This window comes from Nocardiopsis sp. M1B1 (assembly GCF_052466615.1).
The window spans coordinates 6,060,275-6,079,178 of record NZ_CP196194.1 but is presented as its reverse complement, the minus strand read 5'-3'; the positions used below and the strand labels follow the sequence as shown (position 1 = coordinate 6,079,178).

Annotated in this window: 20 protein-coding genes; 12 read left to right on the top strand and 8 right to left on the bottom strand. The window is 73.5% G+C overall.

Annotated features, from left to right (window positions below; all coding sequences use genetic code 11):
• Positions 1–343: 343 nt before the first annotated feature.
• Complete coding sequence (locus ACSTA4_RS26365) at positions 344–628, top strand: DUF1540 domain-containing protein (protein WP_274974980.1); 285 nt, start codon at positions 344–346, stop codon at positions 626–628.
• A 223-nt stretch (positions 629–851) separates the two neighbouring features.
• Here ACSTA4_RS26365 and ACSTA4_RS26360 read toward each other — a convergent pair whose 3' ends face one another.
• Entirely contained in the window at positions 852–1,886 is a 1,035-nt protein-coding gene (locus ACSTA4_RS26360; protein WP_444961431.1) for a nitronate monooxygenase, read from the bottom strand.
• Positions 1,887–2,240: 354 nt separating this feature from the next.
• A complete protein-coding gene (locus ACSTA4_RS26355) occupies positions 2,241–3,491 on the bottom strand; it encodes an MFS transporter (RefSeq protein ID WP_444961430.1) in 1,251 nt (416 codons plus the stop codon).
• 351 nt (positions 3,492–3,842) lie between these two features.
• Between ACSTA4_RS26355 and ACSTA4_RS26350 the strand changes: the two genes are divergently transcribed.
• From ACSTA4_RS26350 to ACSTA4_RS26335, 4 genes are all read left to right on the top strand, one after another.
• Positions 3,843–4,505 (top strand): hypothetical protein, encoded by a 663-nt coding sequence (locus ACSTA4_RS26350; RefSeq protein WP_444961429.1) that lies wholly within the window; start codon positions 3,843–3,845, stop codon positions 4,503–4,505.
• Positions 4,506–4,515: 10 nt separating this feature from the next.
• The gene (locus ACSTA4_RS26345) at positions 4,516–4,932 is read left to right on the top strand and encodes a phage holin family protein (RefSeq protein ID WP_444961428.1); all 417 of its coding nucleotides are present in this window, start codon (positions 4,516–4,518) and stop codon (positions 4,930–4,932) included.
• Positions 4,908–5,480 carry a DUF3618 domain-containing protein gene (locus ACSTA4_RS26340; RefSeq protein WP_444961427.1) on the top strand — a complete coding sequence of 191 codons (573 nt, stop codon included), beginning with the start codon at positions 4,908–4,910 and terminating at the stop codon, positions 5,478–5,480. Before ACSTA4_RS26345 ends, ACSTA4_RS26340 begins: the two co-directional genes overlap by 25 nt.
• Positions 5,481–5,648: 168 nt before the next feature.
• A complete protein-coding gene (locus ACSTA4_RS26335) occupies positions 5,649–6,641 on the top strand; it encodes a YihY/virulence factor BrkB family protein (RefSeq protein WP_444961426.1) in 993 nt (330 codons plus the stop codon).
• A gap of 64 nt (positions 6,642–6,705) precedes the next feature.
• Here the strand turns inward: ACSTA4_RS26335 and ACSTA4_RS26330 are convergent, their stop codons facing one another.
• Entirely contained in the window at positions 6,706–7,593 is an 888-nt protein-coding gene (locus tag ACSTA4_RS26330) for a LysR family transcriptional regulator (RefSeq protein WP_444961425.1), read from the bottom strand.
• A 315-nt stretch (positions 7,594–7,908) separates the two neighbouring features.
• On the opposite strand from ACSTA4_RS26330, the gene ACSTA4_RS26325 reads away from it, so the two are divergent.
• Positions 7,909–8,673, top strand: a complete 765-nt coding sequence (locus ACSTA4_RS26325; RefSeq protein WP_444961424.1) for an SDR family NAD(P)-dependent oxidoreductase — start codon at positions 7,909–7,911, stop codon at positions 8,671–8,673.
• Between the two features lie 88 nt (positions 8,674–8,761).
• Here ACSTA4_RS26325 and ACSTA4_RS26320 read toward each other — a convergent pair whose 3' ends face one another.
• The 3 genes from ACSTA4_RS26320 to pfkB all read right to left on the bottom strand — a co-directional run bounded on the left by ACSTA4_RS26320 (position 8,762) and on the right by pfkB (position 10,426).
• Entirely contained in the window at positions 8,762–8,941 is a 180-nt protein-coding gene (locus ACSTA4_RS26320) for a hypothetical protein (RefSeq protein WP_444961423.1), read from the bottom strand.
• 219 nt (positions 8,942–9,160) lie between these two features.
• Positions 9,161–9,430, bottom strand: a complete 270-nt coding sequence (locus tag ACSTA4_RS26315; RefSeq protein ID WP_017563625.1) for an HPr family phosphocarrier protein — start codon at positions 9,428–9,430, stop codon at positions 9,161–9,163.
• Positions 9,431–9,484: 54 nt separating this feature from the next.
• A complete protein-coding gene (gene pfkB / locus ACSTA4_RS26310) occupies positions 9,485–10,426 on the bottom strand; it encodes a 1-phosphofructokinase (protein WP_444961422.1) in 942 nt (313 codons plus the stop codon).
• A gap of 330 nt (positions 10,427–10,756) precedes the next feature.
• Here pfkB and ACSTA4_RS26305 point away from each other — a divergent pair, with 330 nt between their 5' ends.
• The 6 genes from ACSTA4_RS26305 (at position 10,757) to ptsP (ending at position 16,710) form a co-directional block, all read left to right on the top strand.
• The gene (locus ACSTA4_RS26305) at positions 10,757–11,518 is read left to right on the top strand and encodes a DeoR/GlpR family DNA-binding transcription regulator (protein ID WP_444961421.1); all 762 of its coding nucleotides are present in this window, start codon (positions 10,757–10,759) and stop codon (positions 11,516–11,518) included.
• A 152-nt stretch (positions 11,519–11,670) separates the two neighbouring features.
• Positions 11,671–12,777: a mannitol-specific PTS transporter subunit IIC gene (gene mtlA / locus ACSTA4_RS26300; protein WP_444961420.1), complete on the top strand. Its 1,107-nt coding sequence runs from the start codon at positions 11,671–11,673 to the stop codon at positions 12,775–12,777.
• Positions 12,777–13,085, top strand: coding sequence for a PTS lactose transporter subunit IIB (locus ACSTA4_RS26295; protein WP_013155222.1), 309 nt, complete (start codon positions 12,777–12,779; stop codon positions 13,083–13,085). The genes mtlA and ACSTA4_RS26295 overlap by 1 nt, the downstream gene beginning before the upstream one ends.
• Positions 13,075–13,518: a PTS sugar transporter subunit IIA gene (locus ACSTA4_RS26290; protein ID WP_212642595.1), complete on the top strand. Its 444-nt coding sequence runs from the start codon at positions 13,075–13,077 to the stop codon at positions 13,516–13,518. Before ACSTA4_RS26295 ends, ACSTA4_RS26290 begins: the two co-directional genes overlap by 11 nt.
• A gap of 65 nt (positions 13,519–13,583) precedes the next feature.
• A complete protein-coding gene (locus tag ACSTA4_RS26285; RefSeq protein WP_248772224.1) occupies positions 13,584–14,624 on the top strand; it encodes a zinc-dependent dehydrogenase in 1,041 nt (346 codons plus the stop codon).
• A gap of 382 nt (positions 14,625–15,006) precedes the next feature.
• Positions 15,007–16,710: a phosphoenolpyruvate--protein phosphotransferase gene (gene ptsP, locus ACSTA4_RS26280; RefSeq protein WP_444961419.1), complete on the top strand. Its 1,704-nt coding sequence runs from the start codon at positions 15,007–15,009 to the stop codon at positions 16,708–16,710.
• A gap of 81 nt (positions 16,711–16,791) precedes the next feature.
• Here the strand turns inward: ptsP and ACSTA4_RS26275 are convergent, their stop codons facing one another.
• Positions 16,792–18,252 carry an alpha/beta fold hydrolase gene (locus tag ACSTA4_RS26275; protein WP_444961418.1) on the bottom strand — a complete coding sequence of 487 codons (1,461 nt, stop codon included), beginning with the start codon at positions 18,250–18,252 and terminating at the stop codon, positions 16,792–16,794.
• A 254-nt stretch (positions 18,253–18,506) separates the two neighbouring features.
• Positions 18,507–18,812 carry an EF-hand domain-containing protein gene (locus ACSTA4_RS26270; RefSeq protein ID WP_444961417.1) on the bottom strand — a complete coding sequence of 102 codons (306 nt, stop codon included), beginning with the start codon at positions 18,810–18,812 and terminating at the stop codon, positions 18,507–18,509.
• Positions 18,813–18,904: the final 92 nt, after the last annotated feature.

Here is an 18,904-nt window from a genome sequence, read left to right as displayed (position 1 = left end):
CGGAAGGGCTCGGCGGGGAGGGCTGGGCGAGGGCGCTGACCGGGAGCGCTGACGGAGCGCGGCGCGGGCAGCACGAGACAGGCAGGTCCGGGGACCCCCCTGTTTCCAGATTAGGGCGCGGACGGTCGGTGCCGCCGCCCCCTCCTTCCGCCTGTGGACAACTCCGGTCCGGCACGGCGGAACCGCGCTCCGGGTCGCCTCCGCACCGCGCTCCGGGTCGCCTCCGCGCCAAGCCTTCGTCAACACTCCGTCCTGCTCGCGGTGACACGAGGCGGTGTCCTGGAAGCCGGGCGTCCCGTCTGGCAGCCTCGAACGCGCCGTCGATGCTCTGGGGGGAAACGCGATGGACATGCCCGTGGTGAACTCGTGCCAGGTGGACGCCTGTGCCTACAACACCGACCACTCCTGCCACGCACTGGCCATCACCGTGGGGAACTCCTCCCACGCCCAGTGCGACACCTTCTTCGGCGCCAGTGACCGGGGCGGCGACCCCGTCGCCACGGGCCAGGTCGGCGCCTGCAAGATGTCGAACTGCGAACACAACGTCCAGCTGGAGTGCCAGGCCCCGGCCATCTCCGTCGGGTACGTGCACCAGCAGGCCGACTGCCTCACCTACGCGCCCGCCTGAGCGGCGCCGCGCACCGGCTCACTCCGCGGCCCCGGGCACCACGCCCGGGGCTGTCCCGCGTTCGGGCCCACCATTCGGGTCCACCATTCCGGCCCACCGTTCGGGTCCTTCCCCGCGCCACTCCCAAGGCTCGCGCCAGCCGATCGGGTCGGCCCGGTCTCCCCGCCCACACCGACCGGCGACCCGGGCACCGCCCCCGCGCTCCTCGAAAGCCCCGCGGCCCTCAGACCTTCCGGCCCGCCTCCGCGGCCTCGCGGCGCAGCCGCTCCACGACCAGCGCCGCGGGATCGTCGCTGGCCGCCCGGAACCCCTCACCCGCCCACAGCGCCATCCCGCCGGGGTCCCCGGCCCGGGCTGCGGCCGCGCGCAGCGGCTTCGTCATGTGGTGGATCTCGGGGTAGGCGGAGGGCTGCCGCGGGTGCTCGGCGATGAACCTGTTGGCCAGGCCCCGCGCCGGACGCCCGGTGAAGGCCCACGTCACGGCCGTCCCGGTGTACGCGGGATCGGCCAGCGCGGCCTTGTGGACGGGGTTGGCGCCGCTCTCGGGGCAGCGCAGGAACGCCGTGCCCAACTGCGCGCCCGCGGCGCCGGCGTCCAGGGCCCCGGCCACGTCGGCCCCGGTCATGATCCCCCCGGCGGCGATCACCGGTACCTCCACCGCGCCGACCACGTCCGCCAGCAGCTCCCGCAGCGGCAGACCGCCGTCCCCGACAGGGTCGAACGAGCCGCGGTGGCCCCCGGCCTCCGTGCCCTGCGCGCACACCCCGTCGGCTCCGCGCGCCACGGCCTCGCGCGCCTCCCCGGCCGTGGTCACGGTGACCACCGTGGCACTGCCCGCCGCGCGCAGCCGCTCCAGCACGGCGGCCTCCGGGCAGCCGAAGGTGAAGCTCACCACCGGCACGGCCGCCTCCGCCAGCAGGTCGATCTTGGCCGCCCACGCGTCGTCGTCGTGCACCGGGGTGCCGACCGGCGCCCCGTACCGCTCGGCCTCGGACTCCAGGTCGGACCGGTAGGACGCCGCCACGTCCGGGTCGGAGGGCGGGCCCGGCACGAACACGTTCACCCCGAACGCGCCGACCCCGGCGTCGCGCACCGCCACGAGCTGGTCGGCGAGGGCCTCGGGGGCCAGGTACCCGGCGGCGAGGAAACCCGTTCCGCCCACTCCCGCCACGGCCGCCACCAGCGCGGGCGTGGCGGCCCCGCCCGCCATGGGCGCCTGTACGATCGGGCGCTCCCGCAGAAGCTCTGCCAGGCGCATGGTCCCTCTCCTCGTCCTCGGCCGGTCCGGCGAAGGCGCGGCGGCGTCCCGTTCCCGGCGGCTCCGGGCGGGGTCCGGCCGCCCCGCGGCATCCGCGAGCGCACCGCTGCCCGGGCCGCGCCTCCCATGTCCGGGAAATGCTACCGTCGCGCGTTTTCCGGAGTTCGACCGCACCCGCCCCGAAACGCGATATGGCGGTTCGCCCGGAGATTTATGTGACATGGGACACGATAATTATCCAGGGTAGAGGAAAGGGGGTCGGGTTCTCCCGTTTCCGTTCCGCCGGGAAAGGCCCGCGAACGGCGCCTCCGATATCCGTGCTTTCCGCCCGCAGCCCGTCCCATCGGGCCGCTATCAGCCCGTCCCGTCCAGTTCCGGTGCGTCCGGGGAGCCCTCGCCCTCGTCCGCGCCCCCGACGGACCGCGTCGACTCCGGGAACCGCCGGGACAGCGCGACGGTCGCCAGAGCCGCGGCCACCCCGAACCCGACCACCGCCGTCACCGTCCACTCCAGCCCGAACAGCTCCCACAGCCACCCGAACGCCAGCACGGTCAGCATCCTCACCGCGTTGCCCACCATCCCCAACATCGCGGCCATGGTGTTGCGGTTGGCGTCGGAGAACATCGTCTGCTGCCACACGTGCGACAGCACCACGGCCAACCCCAACAGGAACTCCGCCGCCATCAGCCCCGCCACCAGCGGAACGACCCCGTGCACCGCCAGCACCAGGGGCAGACCGGCGGAAGCCGCGAAGACGGGACCCCACACGTGGGGCCGGTCGCGCCCCACGAACCGCGAACACGCGGACCCCGCCGCCATGGCCGCCATCATCAGCAGCAGCACCAGGCCGTTGAGCCGCACGTCCGCGCCGTGCTCGGCCGCGAGCATCGGCTGCCAGGAGAGCACGAGGGCGGCCAGCCCCGACACCGACGCCGCCGACAGGGCCACCAGCGGCACGAAACGCCTGCTCGCCACCAGTACGGCCGACTCCCGGACGATCGCGGTGAGCGGGCGCCCCGACTGGCCGGGGGAGTGGGGGAAGCACACCGGGGCCAGCAACGCCAGCGCCACCAGCACCGCGCCACTCACCAGCACCAGGGAGTCCGCGGGCAGCCAGGTGCCCGCCACCATCACCGAGGCCGCGCCCAGCACCGCGCCGCTGTTGCCCGCCACCTGGACGAAGCGCACCGTCCGCGCGATCCGCGCGGGGCGGTCGCGGTCGCCGATCCGGTTCACCACGAGCGCGACCAGTGTCCCCGACTGGAGGTGGAAGCCGACCGCCCACAGGTACATGGACGCGAGCGTCAGCGCGAGCCCGTCCGCGTACCCCATCAGCACGAAACCCGCGCCCCACACGGCGAGCCCCACCGCCAGCAGCCTGCGGTGGCCGTAGCGGTCGCCGAGCGCGCCGCTGGGCGCCTCCACCAGCAGGGCCACCAGGTTCGTGGAACCGAGCATCAGCCCCAGCAGCCACGGGTCCGCCCCGCGCCCCAGGAGGATCGTGACGAAAACCGCGCCGAAAAGGAAATCGGCCGAAGAGCCGAGGAGTGCGAACGAGGTGTAGCGCAGGAACAATGACGATTCGGTGGTTCTCTCCACGGACATGGGCGTTTTCCTGGTCGAGGAAGGTCGCGGCTCCGTGAGCCCCGTGATGACGGTGGCATTCGCGGTTCCGGAGGGAAATTCCGCCCAAGCTAGCACGCGCCTTCCGGAGCGGCCACGGCTTTTCCCGGACCCCGCGCGACGCGGCGGCCGTCCGGTTCGCCCGTACCCCGCGACGGCGCGGCGACCGATCCTCCGCGCGAGGCGCCAGGCGTTCCGCGCAGACCGTCCGCACCCCCGCGACCGGGGACGACGGCCCGCGTGAAGTGCGGCGTTCCGGTGTGCATGACCGGGTGGAGGCGGGGTAGTCGCGGTGCCAACCGAGCAACAGGCCAACTCCGAGGAGGCTTGGCGATGCACTCACACGAGGGAAGAGACGGGCCCGGGGGTACGGGCGGCCGCCTGACCGACACCGCCCGAGGGGCGGCGGGAGAGGTCGCCTCCACCGCGGGGGACCAAGCGCGCTCCCTGGCAGGTGAGGCCCGCACCGAGGCCCGGCACGTCGCCGACGACGTCCAGAACCGCCTGCGCGAGGAAGCCCAGGAGCAGACCCGGCGCACGTCGCAGAACCTGCGCCAGTGGTCCGACGAACTGTCGTCCATGGCCGACAGCGGGGAGCAGGGCTCCCCGGTGAGCGGCGCCGTGCGCCAGATCGCCCACAGCGGCCGCGGAGCCGCCGACTTCCTGGACGAACGCGGCGTGGAAGGCCTGGTGGAGGAGGCCAGGAGCTTCGCGCGGCGCAGGCCCGTCGCCTTCCTGGCCGGCGCCGCCATCGCCGGGTTCGCGCTCGGACGCGTCCTCAAGGCCTCGTCCGACATCTCCGCGGGCAGGGAAGGGGCCGCTGACAGCCGTCCCGAGGCGCTCCCCGCCGGTGAGCGGGTCCGTCCGCCCGCACCGCGTCTGAGCGAGACCGGCTACGACGAGGAGACCTCGTCCTCCCGCCCGCCCGTCACCCCCCGGCCGGAGGACATCAGTCCGCCGCCGCCGGACCCGGGGTGGCGGGGACACACGTTCTGAGGGGGCTGACATGGCGACCATTCCCGGAGCACGGCGGGAGACGGGCGAGGAGGAGCAGTCCTTCTCCGAACTCCTCGGCGCGGTGACCGGAGACCTGCAGAAGCTGTTCCGTCAGGAACTCGCGCTGGCCAAGGCCGAGATGCGCGAGGAGGCGGTCAAGACCGGCAAGGCCGCAGGCCTGCTGAGCGGGGCCGCGGTGGCCGGGTACCTGGCACTGCTGCTGGTCAGCCTCGCGGCCATGTTCGGGCTGGCGGAACTCATCGGCCTGGGCTGGGCCGCGCTGGTCGTCGCGGTGGTGTGGGCGATCGTCGGCGCAGTCCTGGCCGTCATGGGCCGCAACCGCATGCGCGAGGTCTCTCCGAAACCGGAACGCACCATCGAGACCCTCAAGGAGGACGCGCAATGGGCGAAACACCCGACCAGATAAGACAGGACATCGAGCGGACCCGCTCCGAGCTGACCCACGACACCGACCGGCTGGTGGACCACGCCAACCCGCGCAACGTCGTGCACCGGCGCACCCGCAGGGTCCGGCACGGGACCCGGGACCTGAAGGACCGGATCATGGGTTCGGCCCCTTCGACCGGTGAGGCGGCCGAGGGGATCCGGCACACCACCGACCAGGCGGTCGGCATGGCCAGGTCGCTGCCGGAGCGGGCCGTGCACCAGACCCGGGGCAACCCCATCGCCGCGGGACTGATCGCCTTCGGGGCCGGCCTCCTGGCCGCGTCCGTCCTCTCCGAGAGCCGTGCGGAGCAGCGCGCGGCCCGGCGGGTGGGCGAGCACGCCGACGCGATCGAACCGGCGCGCCAGGCGGTCGCGGAGTCGGCCACCCACGTGAAGGAGCAGGCAGTGGAGTCCGCGCGGACCGCTGGAGAGCACCTCAAGGGCAGCGCCTCCGAGGCCGCGCAGACCACCGGCGAGCACGCCCGCGACGAGGCCAGGGCCGCCAAGGACGAGATGCGCGGTTCCTGAGTCCCGCCCCGGCCCGGGGGAACGCCCCCGGGCCGGGCACCCGTGGGCGGGCACCCACGGGCGTGCGACCGGAAAGGCGCCGACGCGCGTCGGGCGAGGGCCCCCGAGGCCCTTCGCCCCGCCTTGTCCGGGGCCCGGCCCGGAACCGGTGAGGGAAGGAGCGGGAAGATGGTGGGACGCAACTCCTCGGACGCCTACGACGGACGTTCCTCCCCGGAGGAGGCCGAGAAACCGACCGACATGTCGGCGTCGTCGTGGTGGGCGTCGCTGCGCCGGACCGTCGGCGAGTTCAAGGAGGACGCGCTGGCTGACCTCGCCGCCGGGCTCACCTACTACGCGATCCTGTCGCTCTTCCCGGCGCTGCTCGTGCTGGTGTCGCTGCTCGGCCTCGCCGGGCCGTCCGCGACACAGACCCTGACCGACAACATCTCCGCCACCATGCCCGCCGACGCCGCGCGGCTGGTGACGACGGCCATCGAGAACCTCCAGGGCAACCAGACGGCCGCAGGCGTGTTCGGCCTGGTCAGCCTGGCGATCGCCCTGTGGTCGGCCTCCGGCTACATCGCGGCCTTCATGCGCGCCTCCAACGTCGTCTACGACGTGCCCGAGGGGCGCCCCATCTGGAAGACGCTGCCGATCCGCGTCGGCGTCACCCTGCTCATGGTCGTCCTGCTGTCCCTGACGGTGGTCGGCGTCGCCCTCACCGGCAGTGCCGCGGCCTGGGTCGGGCAGCTGTTGGGCCTGGGCTCGACCGTGGTGACGGTGTGGAACATCGCGAAGTGGCCGGTGCTGCTGCTCATCGTGGTGTTCATGATCGCGCTCCTGTACTGGGCCTCGCCCAACGCCAAGCGCGGGTTCCGCTGGGTCAGCCCGGGCAGCGTGCTGGCGGTCGTGCTCTGGCTGCTCGCCTCGGCCGCCTTCGCCTTCTACGTGGCCAACTTCGCGTCCTACGGCAGGACCTACGGGACCATGGCGACGGTGGTCGTCTTCCTGGTGTGGCTGTGGATCACCAACATCGCGATCCTGCTCGGCGAGGAGTTCAACGCCGAGATCGAACGCGGACGCGCCGTCTCCGGCGGCCAGCCGGTGGACGAGGAGCCCTACGTGGACATGCGCGACGTGCCCAAGAAGAAGCACCGCGCCCACCACCAGCAGGAGTGAGGGGCAGGGCCGCGGACCACGGACGCCCCGTGCGGTCGCACCCGTGACGGATTCGGCCCGCTCCTCAGCCCAGGGCGTCGGCGAGGGCGGCGGCCAGGACCGGCACGCTCGGATGCCGGTCCCCGCGCGGCCACACCAGGCCGAGGGATGACTCCGGCAGACCGTTGACCGGGACGAGGACGAGCCCGTCCCGGTCGGCGTGGTCGGCGACGTCGCCGCTCAGCAGCATGGCGCCCCTCCCGGCCGCGACCTGGGAGAACCCCTCCCGCAGGGTGTCCACGCCGGTCTCGTGGCGGATGGCCCTGCCCAGGGGTGTGACGGTGGGGGCGTGGACGCGCAGCCAGTGGTCGGGGGTCCGCCGGACCGGGATGAGCGAGACCCGGGCCATGTCCTCGACCCCGACGCCCGCACGCGCGGCGAGGGGGTGGTCGGCGGGCAGCGCGAGCCGCTGCGGTTGGCGGGAGAAGACCGCGCCCACGACCAGGTCGAGTTCGCGCACCGGCAGCAGGACGACGGCGGCGTCGACCTCGCCCTCGCGCAGCGGGCCGAACGGGTCCGAGTGCGCCGTCTCCACGATCCGCACCCGCGTGCCGGGCTCGCGCTCCTCGAAGGCGCGCACCGCCTCGGCCACCGGGCCGTGCACCTTGCCCCGGAAGCCGAGGCGGACCGTGGACGGACCGCCGTGGGCGCGGTCGCGCGCGCCGTCCACCACCGCCGCCAGGTTCTGGTAGGCGGGCCGCAGGGCGTGGAGGAACTCCTCGCCGAACGGGGTGAGGCACGGGCGCGGGCCCGCGCGGTCCAGGAGAGGGGCGCCGATCCGCTCCTCCAAGGCGCGCAGCAGTTGGTCCACGGTCTCCACGGGGACGCCCAGCCGCACCGCGGCGTGCCCGGGGTGCGGTTCCTCGGCAAGGACGAGGAAGCACTCCAGCTCCCGGATATCGATACCCCGCAACCGGTCCGTCCCCCTCGTCCTCGCCCGCATGGCGCGTGCCGCCCCCGACACGCGTCAGGTCGGCGAGCACCCCTCATGGAAGCACGGAACGCGTAACGCCCGGTCGACCGGCTCCGGTGTGGCCGAGGACGCGGCGGAGGGCCGGCCCCGCCGGGGCCGGCCCGCGCGGGTCCCGCGCGGACGGCGACGCCCCTCGGGGCGGGGCTCGGCGACCGGCGCCCGGACCCGGGCGGCCGGACCGCCGCCTCCTCCCGACGGACCGGGCACGGCCACCGGCTACGCTCGGCGTGACAGCGACTTCCGGGAGGAACCACCATGTCAGCGACCGCCGTCGTCACCGGGGCCAGCAGCGGGATCGGGGCCGCCACCGCGCGCGGCCTCGCCGAGCAGGGCTACGACGTGGTCCTGGTCGCCCGCCGCGCCGATCGGATCGAGGCGCTGGCGAAGGAACTGGCCGGGGAGGGCCGCAGCGCCCGCGCCCACGTCCTCGACGTCACCGACAGGGCCGCCGTCGACGCCTTCGCCGACTCCCTGACCTCGTGCGAGGTCCTGGTCAACAACGCGGGCGGCGCGATCGGCACCGAGACCGTGGCCGAAGGCGACCCCGCCGACTGGCGCGCCATGTACGAGGTCAACGTCATCGGCGTGCTCAACATGACCCAGGCCCTGCTGCCCAAGCTGATCGCCAGCGGGGACGGCACCGTTCTGGTCGTCTCCTCCACGGCGGGCCACACGGCCTACGAGGGCGGCGGCGGGTACGTGGCCGCCAAGCACGGCGCGCACAGCATGGCCGCCACACTGCGCCTGGAGCTGTGCGGCGAACCGGTGCGCGTACTGGAGATCGCGCCGGGCATGGTCAGGACTGAGGAGTTCGCCCTCAACCGCATGCGCGGGGACTCCGGGGCCGCCGACGCCGTCTACGCCGGTGTGCCCGACCCGCTGAGCGCCGAGGACGTCGCCGACACCATCGTGTGGGCGGTCACGCGGCCCCCGCACGTGAACATCGACCTGCTGGTGGTGCGTCCGCGCGCGCAGGCCGCCCAGCACAAGGTCCACCGTGTTCAGCGGGGGGAGTCCTGACGGGCCGACCGGAACCGTCATCGGTGTGACACGAGGGGTCTGAGCCCTGTCCCGGCGGGGGCCGGGCGCCGCCCGGGTTCCGCGGGGCTCAGACCTGCGCGCCGCCGGGCGCGCACTCGGCGCAGTCGCAGTAGTTCGTCGTGGACATGGAGCGGCACCGGGTGCAGACCTGCCGCTTCGCCCCGGGGGGATCGTGCTTCCAGTCGTGCTGCCCCCGCCTGCAGATCCCCGAGGGGCCGATGACGGTGTCGTCACGTGAGGTGTCCATGGCAGCAAGGTAGCCCCGGCCGACCCCGAGGACCAGGGCCGGATGGTTCCGTGCCGTGTCCGGGCCGACACCGAGGGCCGGGGGCGGGTGGTCCCGTGCCGTGCCCGGACTGGCCTGGAGGCCCGGGGCCGGGCGGCCCCGCGCCCCGGAGGGGCCGCCCCGAGGGGGACGGCCCGCGTCCGGGCGGGGGCCGCGCGGAGCCCGCGGGTCAGGCGTCCGTCAGGCGTCCAGTTCCCGGGACAGCATCTCGACCAGCTCGTCCAGGACCTTGTCCGCGTTCTCCTGCTCCTCGCAGGACAGGGTGACCGTCTCGCCGTGCTTGGCGCCCAGCGCCATCACGGCGAGCACGCTGCGGGCGTCCACGGGGTCCTGGCCCTCGCGGGCGATCTTGACGGGCAGGCCGGTGCCGTTGACGGCCTGGACGAACAGGCTGGCGGGGCGGGCGTGCAGGCCGAGCTGGGAGGCGATGGCCACGGTGCGCTGGGGCATGGAAGTCCTCGGAGGAGTCGTCGGGAGATCGTCGGGTGGGCGGGGAGGCCCGGGTCAGAGCGTGTCGACCGGCCACTGCGGGTCGGGGTCGGCCACCGCGGTGATCGCGTCGGTGGCCACGTCGTCGGGGGAGGGGACGGTGGTTCCGGGCAGGGAGACCGCGGCCGTTCCCCACGCCACGGCGTGCCGCAGCCGGTCCTCGGGGGAGCCGTCCGCGCCCAGGAACCCTGCCAGGGCGCAGTCGCCCGCGCCCACCGTGCTGCGCGCGCGGACCGCGGGCCCGTGCGCCCACCAGGTGTGCTCGGGATCCACGAGTATCGCACCGTGGCCCCCCAGTGTCACCAGGGCGGAGCCGTTGCCCCACCCCAGGACCTCGCGGGCGGCCTCGGTGACCGCGCCCACGGTGGGAAGCTCCCGGCCGATCAGCTCGGCCAGCTCCTCGTGGTTGGGCTTGAGCAGGGACACCGACCCCGCGCGGGCCGCCGCCTCCAGGGGCTTGCCGGAGGTGTCCAGGGCCAGGGGGACCCCGTAGGAGACGGCCAGTTCGGCGACGCGCACGTACAGGTCGTCGGGGGAGCCGGAGGGAAGGCTGCCGCTGGCCACCACCCACGCGGGGCCCCGGTCCAGTTCGCTCTCCAGGGCGGAGAGCAGGGCGTCGGTCTCCTCGGGGGAGAGCACGGGCCCGGGTGCGTTGAGCTTGGTGGTGGTGCCGTCGTCCTCGGTGACGGCGATGTTGCCCCGCGTCTCGCCCTTGATGGGGACGGCGACGCAGGGCAGGTCCCCGAGCAGGGCGGTCAGCTCGGCGCCTCCGCCGCCGCCCACGGGCAGTACCGCCCGTGTGGGCACGCCCGCACGGCGCAGCGCGCGGGAGACGTTGACGCCCTTGCCGCCCGCCTGCGCGCGGGTGGAGCCCACGCGCAGGACCTCGCCGCGGGTCAGGTGACTGACCTCCAGGGTGTGGTCCACGCTCGGGTTGGGGGTGAGGGTCAGGATCATGGGTGCTCTTTTCGAGGTGGCTGCGCCCGGCCCGGTCCGGATGTGGGACTACCTTTGATTATGTGTGTTTGCCTGCGTGTGTCAATGCTGTTGTGCCCTGGTTTCCGGTTTTGGCCACTGTCGGTCACAGGGCCCTGGGGGTCGCGTCACCGGTGCCCCGGCGTGCGGGCGCAGTCGGATGGAGGCGAAACGCTCCTGGTGGCTTCGGCGGACCGTAGGGGCTTCGCTGCGAGCTGTGTTGCTGGGATATTGGTTCAAGGTACCTCTTGTGTGTCCCAGGCAACACCATTAAACTCACAGAAAACCACACCGAAACACAGGTGATCCAACATGTACGCGGAAGAGCGCCAGAAGGCGATCCTCGAACGCGCCCGGCGGGACGGCCGGGTCGACGTGACAGGGCTCGCCGCGGAGTTCGACGTCACGTACGAGACCATCCGACGCGACCTCACGGCGCTCGAACGCCACGGGGTCCTGCGCAGGGTCCACGGTGGCGCGATCCCCGTCGAGCGGCTGGGCTTCGAGCCCGCCCTCAACGTGCGCGACTCCGTCATGACGCAGGAGAAGGAACGCATCGCCAAGGCGGCTCTCGCCGAGCTCCCCGAGGAGGGCGCGATCCTGCTCGACGCCGGGTCCACCACCGGACGCCTCGCCGAGCAGCTGCCCGCCGACCGCGAACTCACCGTCGTCACCAACTCCCTGTCCATCGCCCTCACGCTCGCCCCGCGTACACACATCAACCTCATGCTGCTCGGCGGGCGCCTGCGCACCCGCACCCAGGCCACCGTCGACGCCTGGGCGCTGCGCTCCCTCGCCGAGTCCTACGTCGACGTCGCCTTCATCGCGGCGAACGGGATCTCCACCGAACGCGGGCTCACCACACCCGATCCCGCGGAGGCGGAGGTCAAGCGGACCATGATCGCCTCGGCCCGCCGCTGCGTCCTGCTCGCCGACCACACCAAGGTCGGCAACGACCACTTCGCCCGCTTCGCCGCGGTCGAGGACCTCGATCTGGTCATCACCGACACCGGTCTCGCCAGCGGTCTCGCCGACGAACTGGAGGCCGCCGGACCCCGAGTCCAGGTGGTCTGACCACGGCGGGACACCGAGCGGGGCGGTTCCACCGTCCGGAACCGCCCCGCCCCGGATCGCCCCGCGCCCACCCACACCGAAACCGAAACCCACTTCCCCTCCCCACCTCATCGGCGGGCTCCCCGCCCGTCGCACCTCCCAGGAGGTCCCCCATGACCACACAGCAGAGCACGGACAGACTCACCGCGGTGCGCTCCGGAGTACAGCGCTTCGGAGGGTTCCTGTCGAGCATGGTGATGCCCAACATCGGCGCGTTCATCGCCTGGGGCCTGATCACCGCCCTGTTCATCCCCGACGGGTGGTGGCCCAACGAGCAGATGGCCGGGCTCGTCGACCCGATGATCAAGTACCTGCTGCCGCTGCTGATCGCCTACACCGGCGGCGCGCTGGTGCACGACAGGCGAGGCGGCGTCGTCGGCGCGGCCGCGACCATGGGCGTGATCGTCTCCGCGGACATCCCGATGTTCCTGGGCGCGATGTTCATGGGTCCGTTCGCGGCCTACCTCATGAAGCAGTTCGACCGGGTCGTCCAGCCCCGCATCAAGGCCGGCTTCGAGATGCTGGTCAACAACTTCAGCGCCGGCATCCTCGCCGCGCTCCTGGCGGCCCTGGGCGTCTACGCGGTCGGCCCGGTCGTCGAGGGCATCGCCACCGGCCTCGGCAAGGGCGTGCAGTTCCTCATCGACCTGAGCCTGCTGCCGCTGGTCTCGGTCATCGTCGAGCCCGCCAAGGTGCTGTTCCTCAACAACGCCATCAACCACGGTGTCTTCACCCCGCTGGGCACGGCCCGCGCGGTCGCCGACGGCAAGGCCATCGAGTTCCTCATCGAGTCGAACCCCGGACCGGGCCTGGGCATCCTGCTCGCCCTGATGTTCTTCGGCTCCAAGGTCAGCCGCGCCACCGCGCCCGGCGCCGCCGTCATCCACTTCTTCGGCGGGATCCACGAGATCTACTTCCCGTACATCCTCGCCCAGCCCAAGCTGATCCTCGCCGCGATCGGCGGCGGCATGTCCGGCGTCGCGACCTTCATGATCATGGACGCCGGTCTCGTCTCCGCCGCCTCCCCCGGCAGCATCATCGCGATCATGGCGGTCACCCCGCAGGGAGGTCACCTGTCGGTCCTCGCCGGGGTCGTCGCCGCCACCATCGTCTCCTTCGTCATCGCCTCGCTCCTGCTCGGCTTCGGCCGATCCGAGCGCAAGGCCGAGCGCGAGGAGAAGGCCCAGCAGGAAGCCGCTCAGAACCAGGAGAACAGCTGATGAGCACTATCGAGGGCTCCGACATCAAGAAGGTCGTCGTCGCCTGCGACGCGGGCATGGGCAGCAGCGTCCTGCTCACCTCGCAGCTGAGCAAGACCCTGTCCCCGTACGGCGTGTCCGTCGAGCACTCCCCGGTCGACCGCATCCCCGAGGGCGCCGACGTGGTCCTGTGCCACACCGGGCTGGTCGACCGGGCCCGGACCCGGGTGCCCGGCACCGTCGTGATCAGCTTCCAGATGTTCCTGGGAGACCCGGCGTTCACCCGCCTGGAGCAGGCTGTGAAGAACGGGAGCACCCTTGCCGAGTGATCTGGCGCTGACCGAGGACGCCGTCCGGCTGGGCCGCGAGGCCGCCGACCGGGCCGACGCCATCGACCAGTGCGGCGCCCTGCTCGTCGAACTGGGCGCCGTCGAACCCGGCTACGTGCCCGCCATGCACGAGCGGGAGGCCTCCATCCCCACCTTCGTCGGCGAGGGCGTGGCCATCCCGCACGGCACGGACGCCTCGCGGGCCCTGGTCAAGCGCACCGCGCTGGCCGTGGTCCAGTTCCCCGGCGGGGTCGACTGGGGCGGCCCCACCGTCCACGTGGCCATCGGCATCGCCGCCTCCGGGGACGAGCACCTGGGCGTGCTGTCCTCGCTGGCGGGGATCCTCACCGACCCGGAGAAGGCGGCGCGCCTGCGCTCCGCCGGCACCACGTCCGACGTCCTCGAACTGCTCGGCCCCCTACAGGACGGCTGAGCCCAACCGAACCACCCGCCGGTCCCCTGACCCAGGGCCGGCGGGCCCAGCAGAAAGGCCCGAACATGCTCGTCGCCCGCTTCTACGCCCCCGGTGACATCCGACTGGAGCAGGCCCCCGAGCCGACCGCCGGACCCGGACAGCTCAAGATCGCCGTCGTCAACTGCTCCACGTGCGGCACGGACGTGAAGATCTCCCGGCACGGCCACCACCACATCCGTCCGCCCCGCGTGATCGGCCACGAGATCGCCGGGCGGATCGTCGAGGTGGGCGAGGGCGTCACCGGCTGGGCCGAGGGCGACCGCGTCCAGGTCATCGCCGCCATCCCCTGCGGCACCTGCGTGGAGTGCTCCGACGGCCGGTTCACCGTGTGCTCGCGCCAGGAGTCCATGGGTTACCACTACGACGGCGGCTTCGCCGAGTACATGATCATCCCCGAGTCCGTCTTGGCCGTGGACGGGGTCAACCGCGTCCCCGACAACATCGACCTGGCCGAGGCCTCCGTCGCCGAGCCGCTGGCGTGCGTGCTCAACGGCCAGGAGATCGCCGGGGTCGGCGAGGGCGACACGGTCGTGGTCATGGGCGCCGGTCCGATCGGCTGCCTGCACGTCCGGCTGGCCCGCGCGCGCGGCGCCGCGAAGGTCTACCTGGTGGACATCAACCGGGGCCGCCTGGACATGTCCGCCGACATCGTCCAGCCCGACGCCTCGGTCTGCGGCGCCGAGACCGACGCCGTGGAGGAGGTGCTCCGCCTGACCGACGGCCGGGGCGCCGACGTCGTCATCACCGCCGCCGCCTCCGGGCGCGCCCAGGAGGACGCGCTGCGCATGGTCTCGCGCAGCGGCCGGATCAGCTTCTTCGGCGGCCTGCCCAAGGACGCGCCGATCATCCAGCTGGACTCCAACGCCGTGCACTACCGGGAGATCTCGATCTTCGGCGCCAACGGCTCCAGCCCCGAGCACAACCGCCGCGCCCTGGAGCTGATCTCCTCCGGCGCCGTGCCGGTGGCCGACCTGATCACCGAGCGGATGTCCCTGTCCGACGTGCACAAGGCCATCGAGACGGTGGCCTCGGGCACCGCGATCAAGGTGACCATCCAGCCGTAGCGCCCAGCCGCAGCGCGCGTGCGCGAAGGCGGTACCGTCGCCGCCCCGGTGCGGCGACGGTACCCGCCCGCCCGGGTCCGGCGGCTTCCCGCGACGTGCGGGCGCGGTCGCGCCCCGTCCTCCCGGGTTGTCCACAGGGGCTACCGCCGCCCGCCTCCCTGCGGTTTCCTGGACACACAAGACTTCTGCCGGACACGCGAACCGCCCGTCATCTCCACCGCCCCGCGCAGCCGACCTCCCGCCGCGACCCGCGGCCCGCGCACCGTCGGCACGGCGGCGCCCGCGCTCCCCGCGTCCGGGGACCGGGGCGCTCCGGCGGGGCGCCGACCCTGACGGGCCCCGTCCACACCACCCCCGGCCCTTCCCGACGTACGGAGCGACCATGGCGAAGACCGAACCCCTCCCCGCCGCAGCTGGTGACACCCGGCTGACGGGTATCCCCGCCAGCCCGGGGGCCGCAGTCGGCCCGGTGGCGCGGATGGCCCCACCGCCGTCCCTGCCCGACCAGCGGCCCACCGTCGTGGACGCGGGAGAGGAGGCCGCGCGGGCGCGGCAGGCCCTGGAACAGGTGGCCGTCCTGCTCGAAGGCCGGGCCGCCGACCTCCAGGGCGACGCGGCGGCCGTGCTGAGCGCCCAGGCGCTCATGGCCCGCGACCCCGAGCTCGCGCGCCGCGCCGCCGAGCGCACCGAGGCCGGTGACCCCGCTGCCTGGGCCGTCCACGCGGCCTGCGGCGCCTACCAGGAGCTGCTCCAGGCGGCGGGCGGCTACCTCGCCGAACGCGCCGCCGACCTCGCCGACATCCGGGACCGCGCCACCGCCGTGCTGCTGGAACTGCCGATGCCCGGGCTGCCCGACCCCGGCGTCGCGCACGTGCTGGTCGCCGACGACCTCGCACCCGCCGACACCGTCCAGCTCGACGTCGAGCGCGTGCTCGCCATCGTCACGCGTTACGGCGGACCCACCAGCCACACGGTCATCCTGGCCCGGTCGCTCGGCATCCCGGCCGTGGTCGGCTGCGCGGGGGCCGCCGAACTGCGCGACGCGACGCCGGTGGCGGTGGACGGCGACGCCGGAACGGTCGAGGTCGAGCCCGACGAGGAGCTCGCCGAGCGGATGCGCGAGCGCACCGAGCGGCGGCGCGCGCTGCTGGCCCGGGCCACCGGTCCGGGCCGGACCGCCGACGACGTCCCGGTCTCGCTGCTGCTCAACGTCGGGGAGGGCGACCCCCGGAAGGCCGGCGCCCACGACAGCGAGGGCGTGGGGCTGCTGCGCACCGAGTTCCTCTTCCTGGAGCGCTCCGACCCGCCCACCGTCGAGGAGCAGACCGCCTCCTACACGGCCCTGTTCGAGGCGTTCGCCGGGCGCACGGTCACGGTGCGGACCCTGGACGCCGGGTCGGACAAGCCCCTGGCCTTCGCGTCCACCGGCCACGAGGACAACCCCGCGCTGGGCGTACGGGGTTTCCGCACCTCGCGGGTGCACCCCCACCTGATCACCGACCAGCTCACGGCCATCGCCGCCGCCACCCGGGAGACCTCCGCCAAGGTCCGGGTCATGGCGCCGATGGTGTCCACGCCCGACGAGGCGGAGGAGTTCGTCTCCCTCGCCCGCGAGGCCGGGCTCGACCAGGTCGGCGTGATGATCGAGGTGCCCGGCGCGGCGCTGCTCGCCGACCGGCTGCTGTCCCGGGTGGACTTCGTCTCGATCGGCACCAACGACCTGGCGCAGTACACCATGGCCACCGACCGCACCCTCGGAGCGCTGCCCGACCTGCTCGACCCCTGGCAGCCCGCGCTGCTCCAGCTGGTGGGCACCGTCGGCGGCGCGGGGGAGCGCTCGGGACGCCCGGTGGGCGTGTGCGGCGAGGCCGCCGCCGACCCGCTGCTGGCACTGGTGCTGGTGGGGCTGGGCGCGACCAGCCTGTCGATGTCCGCGCCCGCGCTGCCCGCCGTGCGCCACGCGCTGGCCCTGCACACCCACAGCGACTGCCGCAGACTGGCCGACCTCGCGGTCGCCGCCTCCAGCGCCGAACAGGCGCGCGAGGCGGTCAGGGCCGCCGCCCACCCGGAGGCCGCCGACCGCTGAAGCCCATCCGGGCACGCCGTGCGCCCTCCCCTCCCCGCATCCGGGACAGGGGAGGACGCACCGCCGGAGGCGAACCCGTCCTCAGCCCTCGGGGGTCGGCGCGGGCGGTCCCGGACACGTCCGCGTGGTGGTCCGCCCGGTGTCGAAGAAGTCGACGGCCGCCGCAGCGCAGTCCAGGCCGGAGAGGGTTCCGTGCCCGTCGTCCTCCACACTCATGACCTCTCCGCCGACGACCCGCCTCATGTCCAGCGCCCAGTCGTGCGGGGTGATCATCTCGTTGACGTGGCCCACCAGTTGCAGGGGGCTGTCCCCGCGGCTCAGGTCGGGAGCCGCACCCTCCTCGGGCCACCCGACGCAGGAGTGCTCGTAGAAGCCCAGGGTGCCCATGACGGGGTACCGTTCGGCCCGCTCCAACCGGTTCTGCCACACCTGGTCGAAGTCGCGCGGGCTGTCGGAGTCGTTGCAGAGCAGCGACACCTGCGCGAAGGAGTCGAAGACGGGTTCGGAGTCCCAACCGGCGCCGGAGACCGCTCCGCGGGCGGCCCCCGCCCCTGGCACGCCCCCGTCGAGGAGCGTGACGAGGGAGCGGGCGTTGGCGGGCCATTCGCGTTCGGGGGTGGCCAGCAGGGCGGTCACGGCGTAGCCGTCGACGACCGTCCCGTCGGGGCCGGTGCGGGGCTCCTCGGTCAGTTCCTCCCGCAGGCCGTACACCTCCTCCCGGATGCGGTCGGCGTCCGCGCCGAGCCCGTAGTGGTCGTCGTGCCCGGCCATCCAGTCGGCGAAGCGGTGGAACGCGGCCTGGGCGCCCATGGCCTGCCCCTCGTCCAACACGGTGACACTGGCCTCGGGCGACATCACCGAGTCCAGGAGCATGGCCTCGACCCGGTCGTCGTACATCGACCTGTAGGCGGCACCGAGCAGGGTCCCCCAGGACACCCCGTAGAAGCCGATCGTCTCCGCTCCCAGCGCCTCGCGGATCAGGTCCATGTCCCGGGCCACGTTCTCTGCGGTCAGCGAGTCCACGAACTCGGGGTCCCGGGCGTGGCATTCGCGGTTGATCCGGCTCTGCTCCTCGGCGACGTGCCGTGCGCTCTCCTCGTCGCTCAGGCCGGGGTCGGGGGCGGTCCCCTCCAGACCGCAGTCCACGGCGTCGCTGTAGCCCACCCCGCGCGGATCGAAGCCCACGAGGTCGTGGTTCAGTCCCAGGTCCGCGGCCTCGCTGTCGAGGATGCTCCCGGGCGTGGTCACGCCCGGATGCCCCGGGCCGCCGGGGTTGAACAGGATGGGGTAGGCGTTCTCCCCGGTGGCGGGCACACGGGTCACCGCTATGTCGATCGTGCGCCCGTCGGGGTTCTCGTAGTCCATGGGCACCGGAACGGTGGCACACAGGGTGCGGTCGTCGCTCTCGTCCCACCCCCGGGCGACGTCGGAGCACGGTCGCCACTCCGGTTCCGGGCCGGGGGCGGCCGATGCGGGGGCGGCCACGGCGGTGAGCAGCAGTCCGGAGGCCGCGGCCAGCGCGGCGCTTCGGGCGAGGGGCACGGGGGTTCTCCCATCAGACGGCTCTGTACGGGGCCACCGTCCGTGGACGAACGGTGGGACCCCTCCGCACGCTACTGTCGGCCGTTCCGCGCGCGCCTCCCCCGAACGGAGGATTCGCCGGACCTCCCATAGTGGGGGGCGGGTCGGGGCCGACGGGTTCCGGCTGCTCCCACGCACCGACTTTCGTCGGAGGCCGCCCGGCCCGGCACCGGCGCGCGCCCGCTCCGCGGGGGCGGCACGGGGCGTCGGGACCCTCAGGCCCCCTGCATGCGGACCCGGACGAACTCGTCCTGGCTGATGAGCAGGTCGTGGTCGGTGTCGACGTCGAGGGCGAAGGCGTGCAGCGCGCTCATGCGGTCGAGTCCCAGATCCCGCTCGGCGTAGGCCAGCCACTCGTGGATGTTGATGGAGCCGTCCTTGTCCGTGTCGAGCCGGGTGAACAGGTCGCGTGCTTCCTGCTCGGTCGTGGTGCTGGGCAGAAACTTCTCGGGCATGGTGGTGCGCTCTTCCTCGTTCGCGGGGTCGGCCGAGGCGGAACCGTCGGCGGTACGTGTGCCCATCGTCCCACCGGAAGGGGCCGCTGCGCCGCCGGAGTCCTCGGGTGCGGTCTCCGCGGTGGCGCGGGCGCGGCGCCCCGTTCCGGAGCGGACAG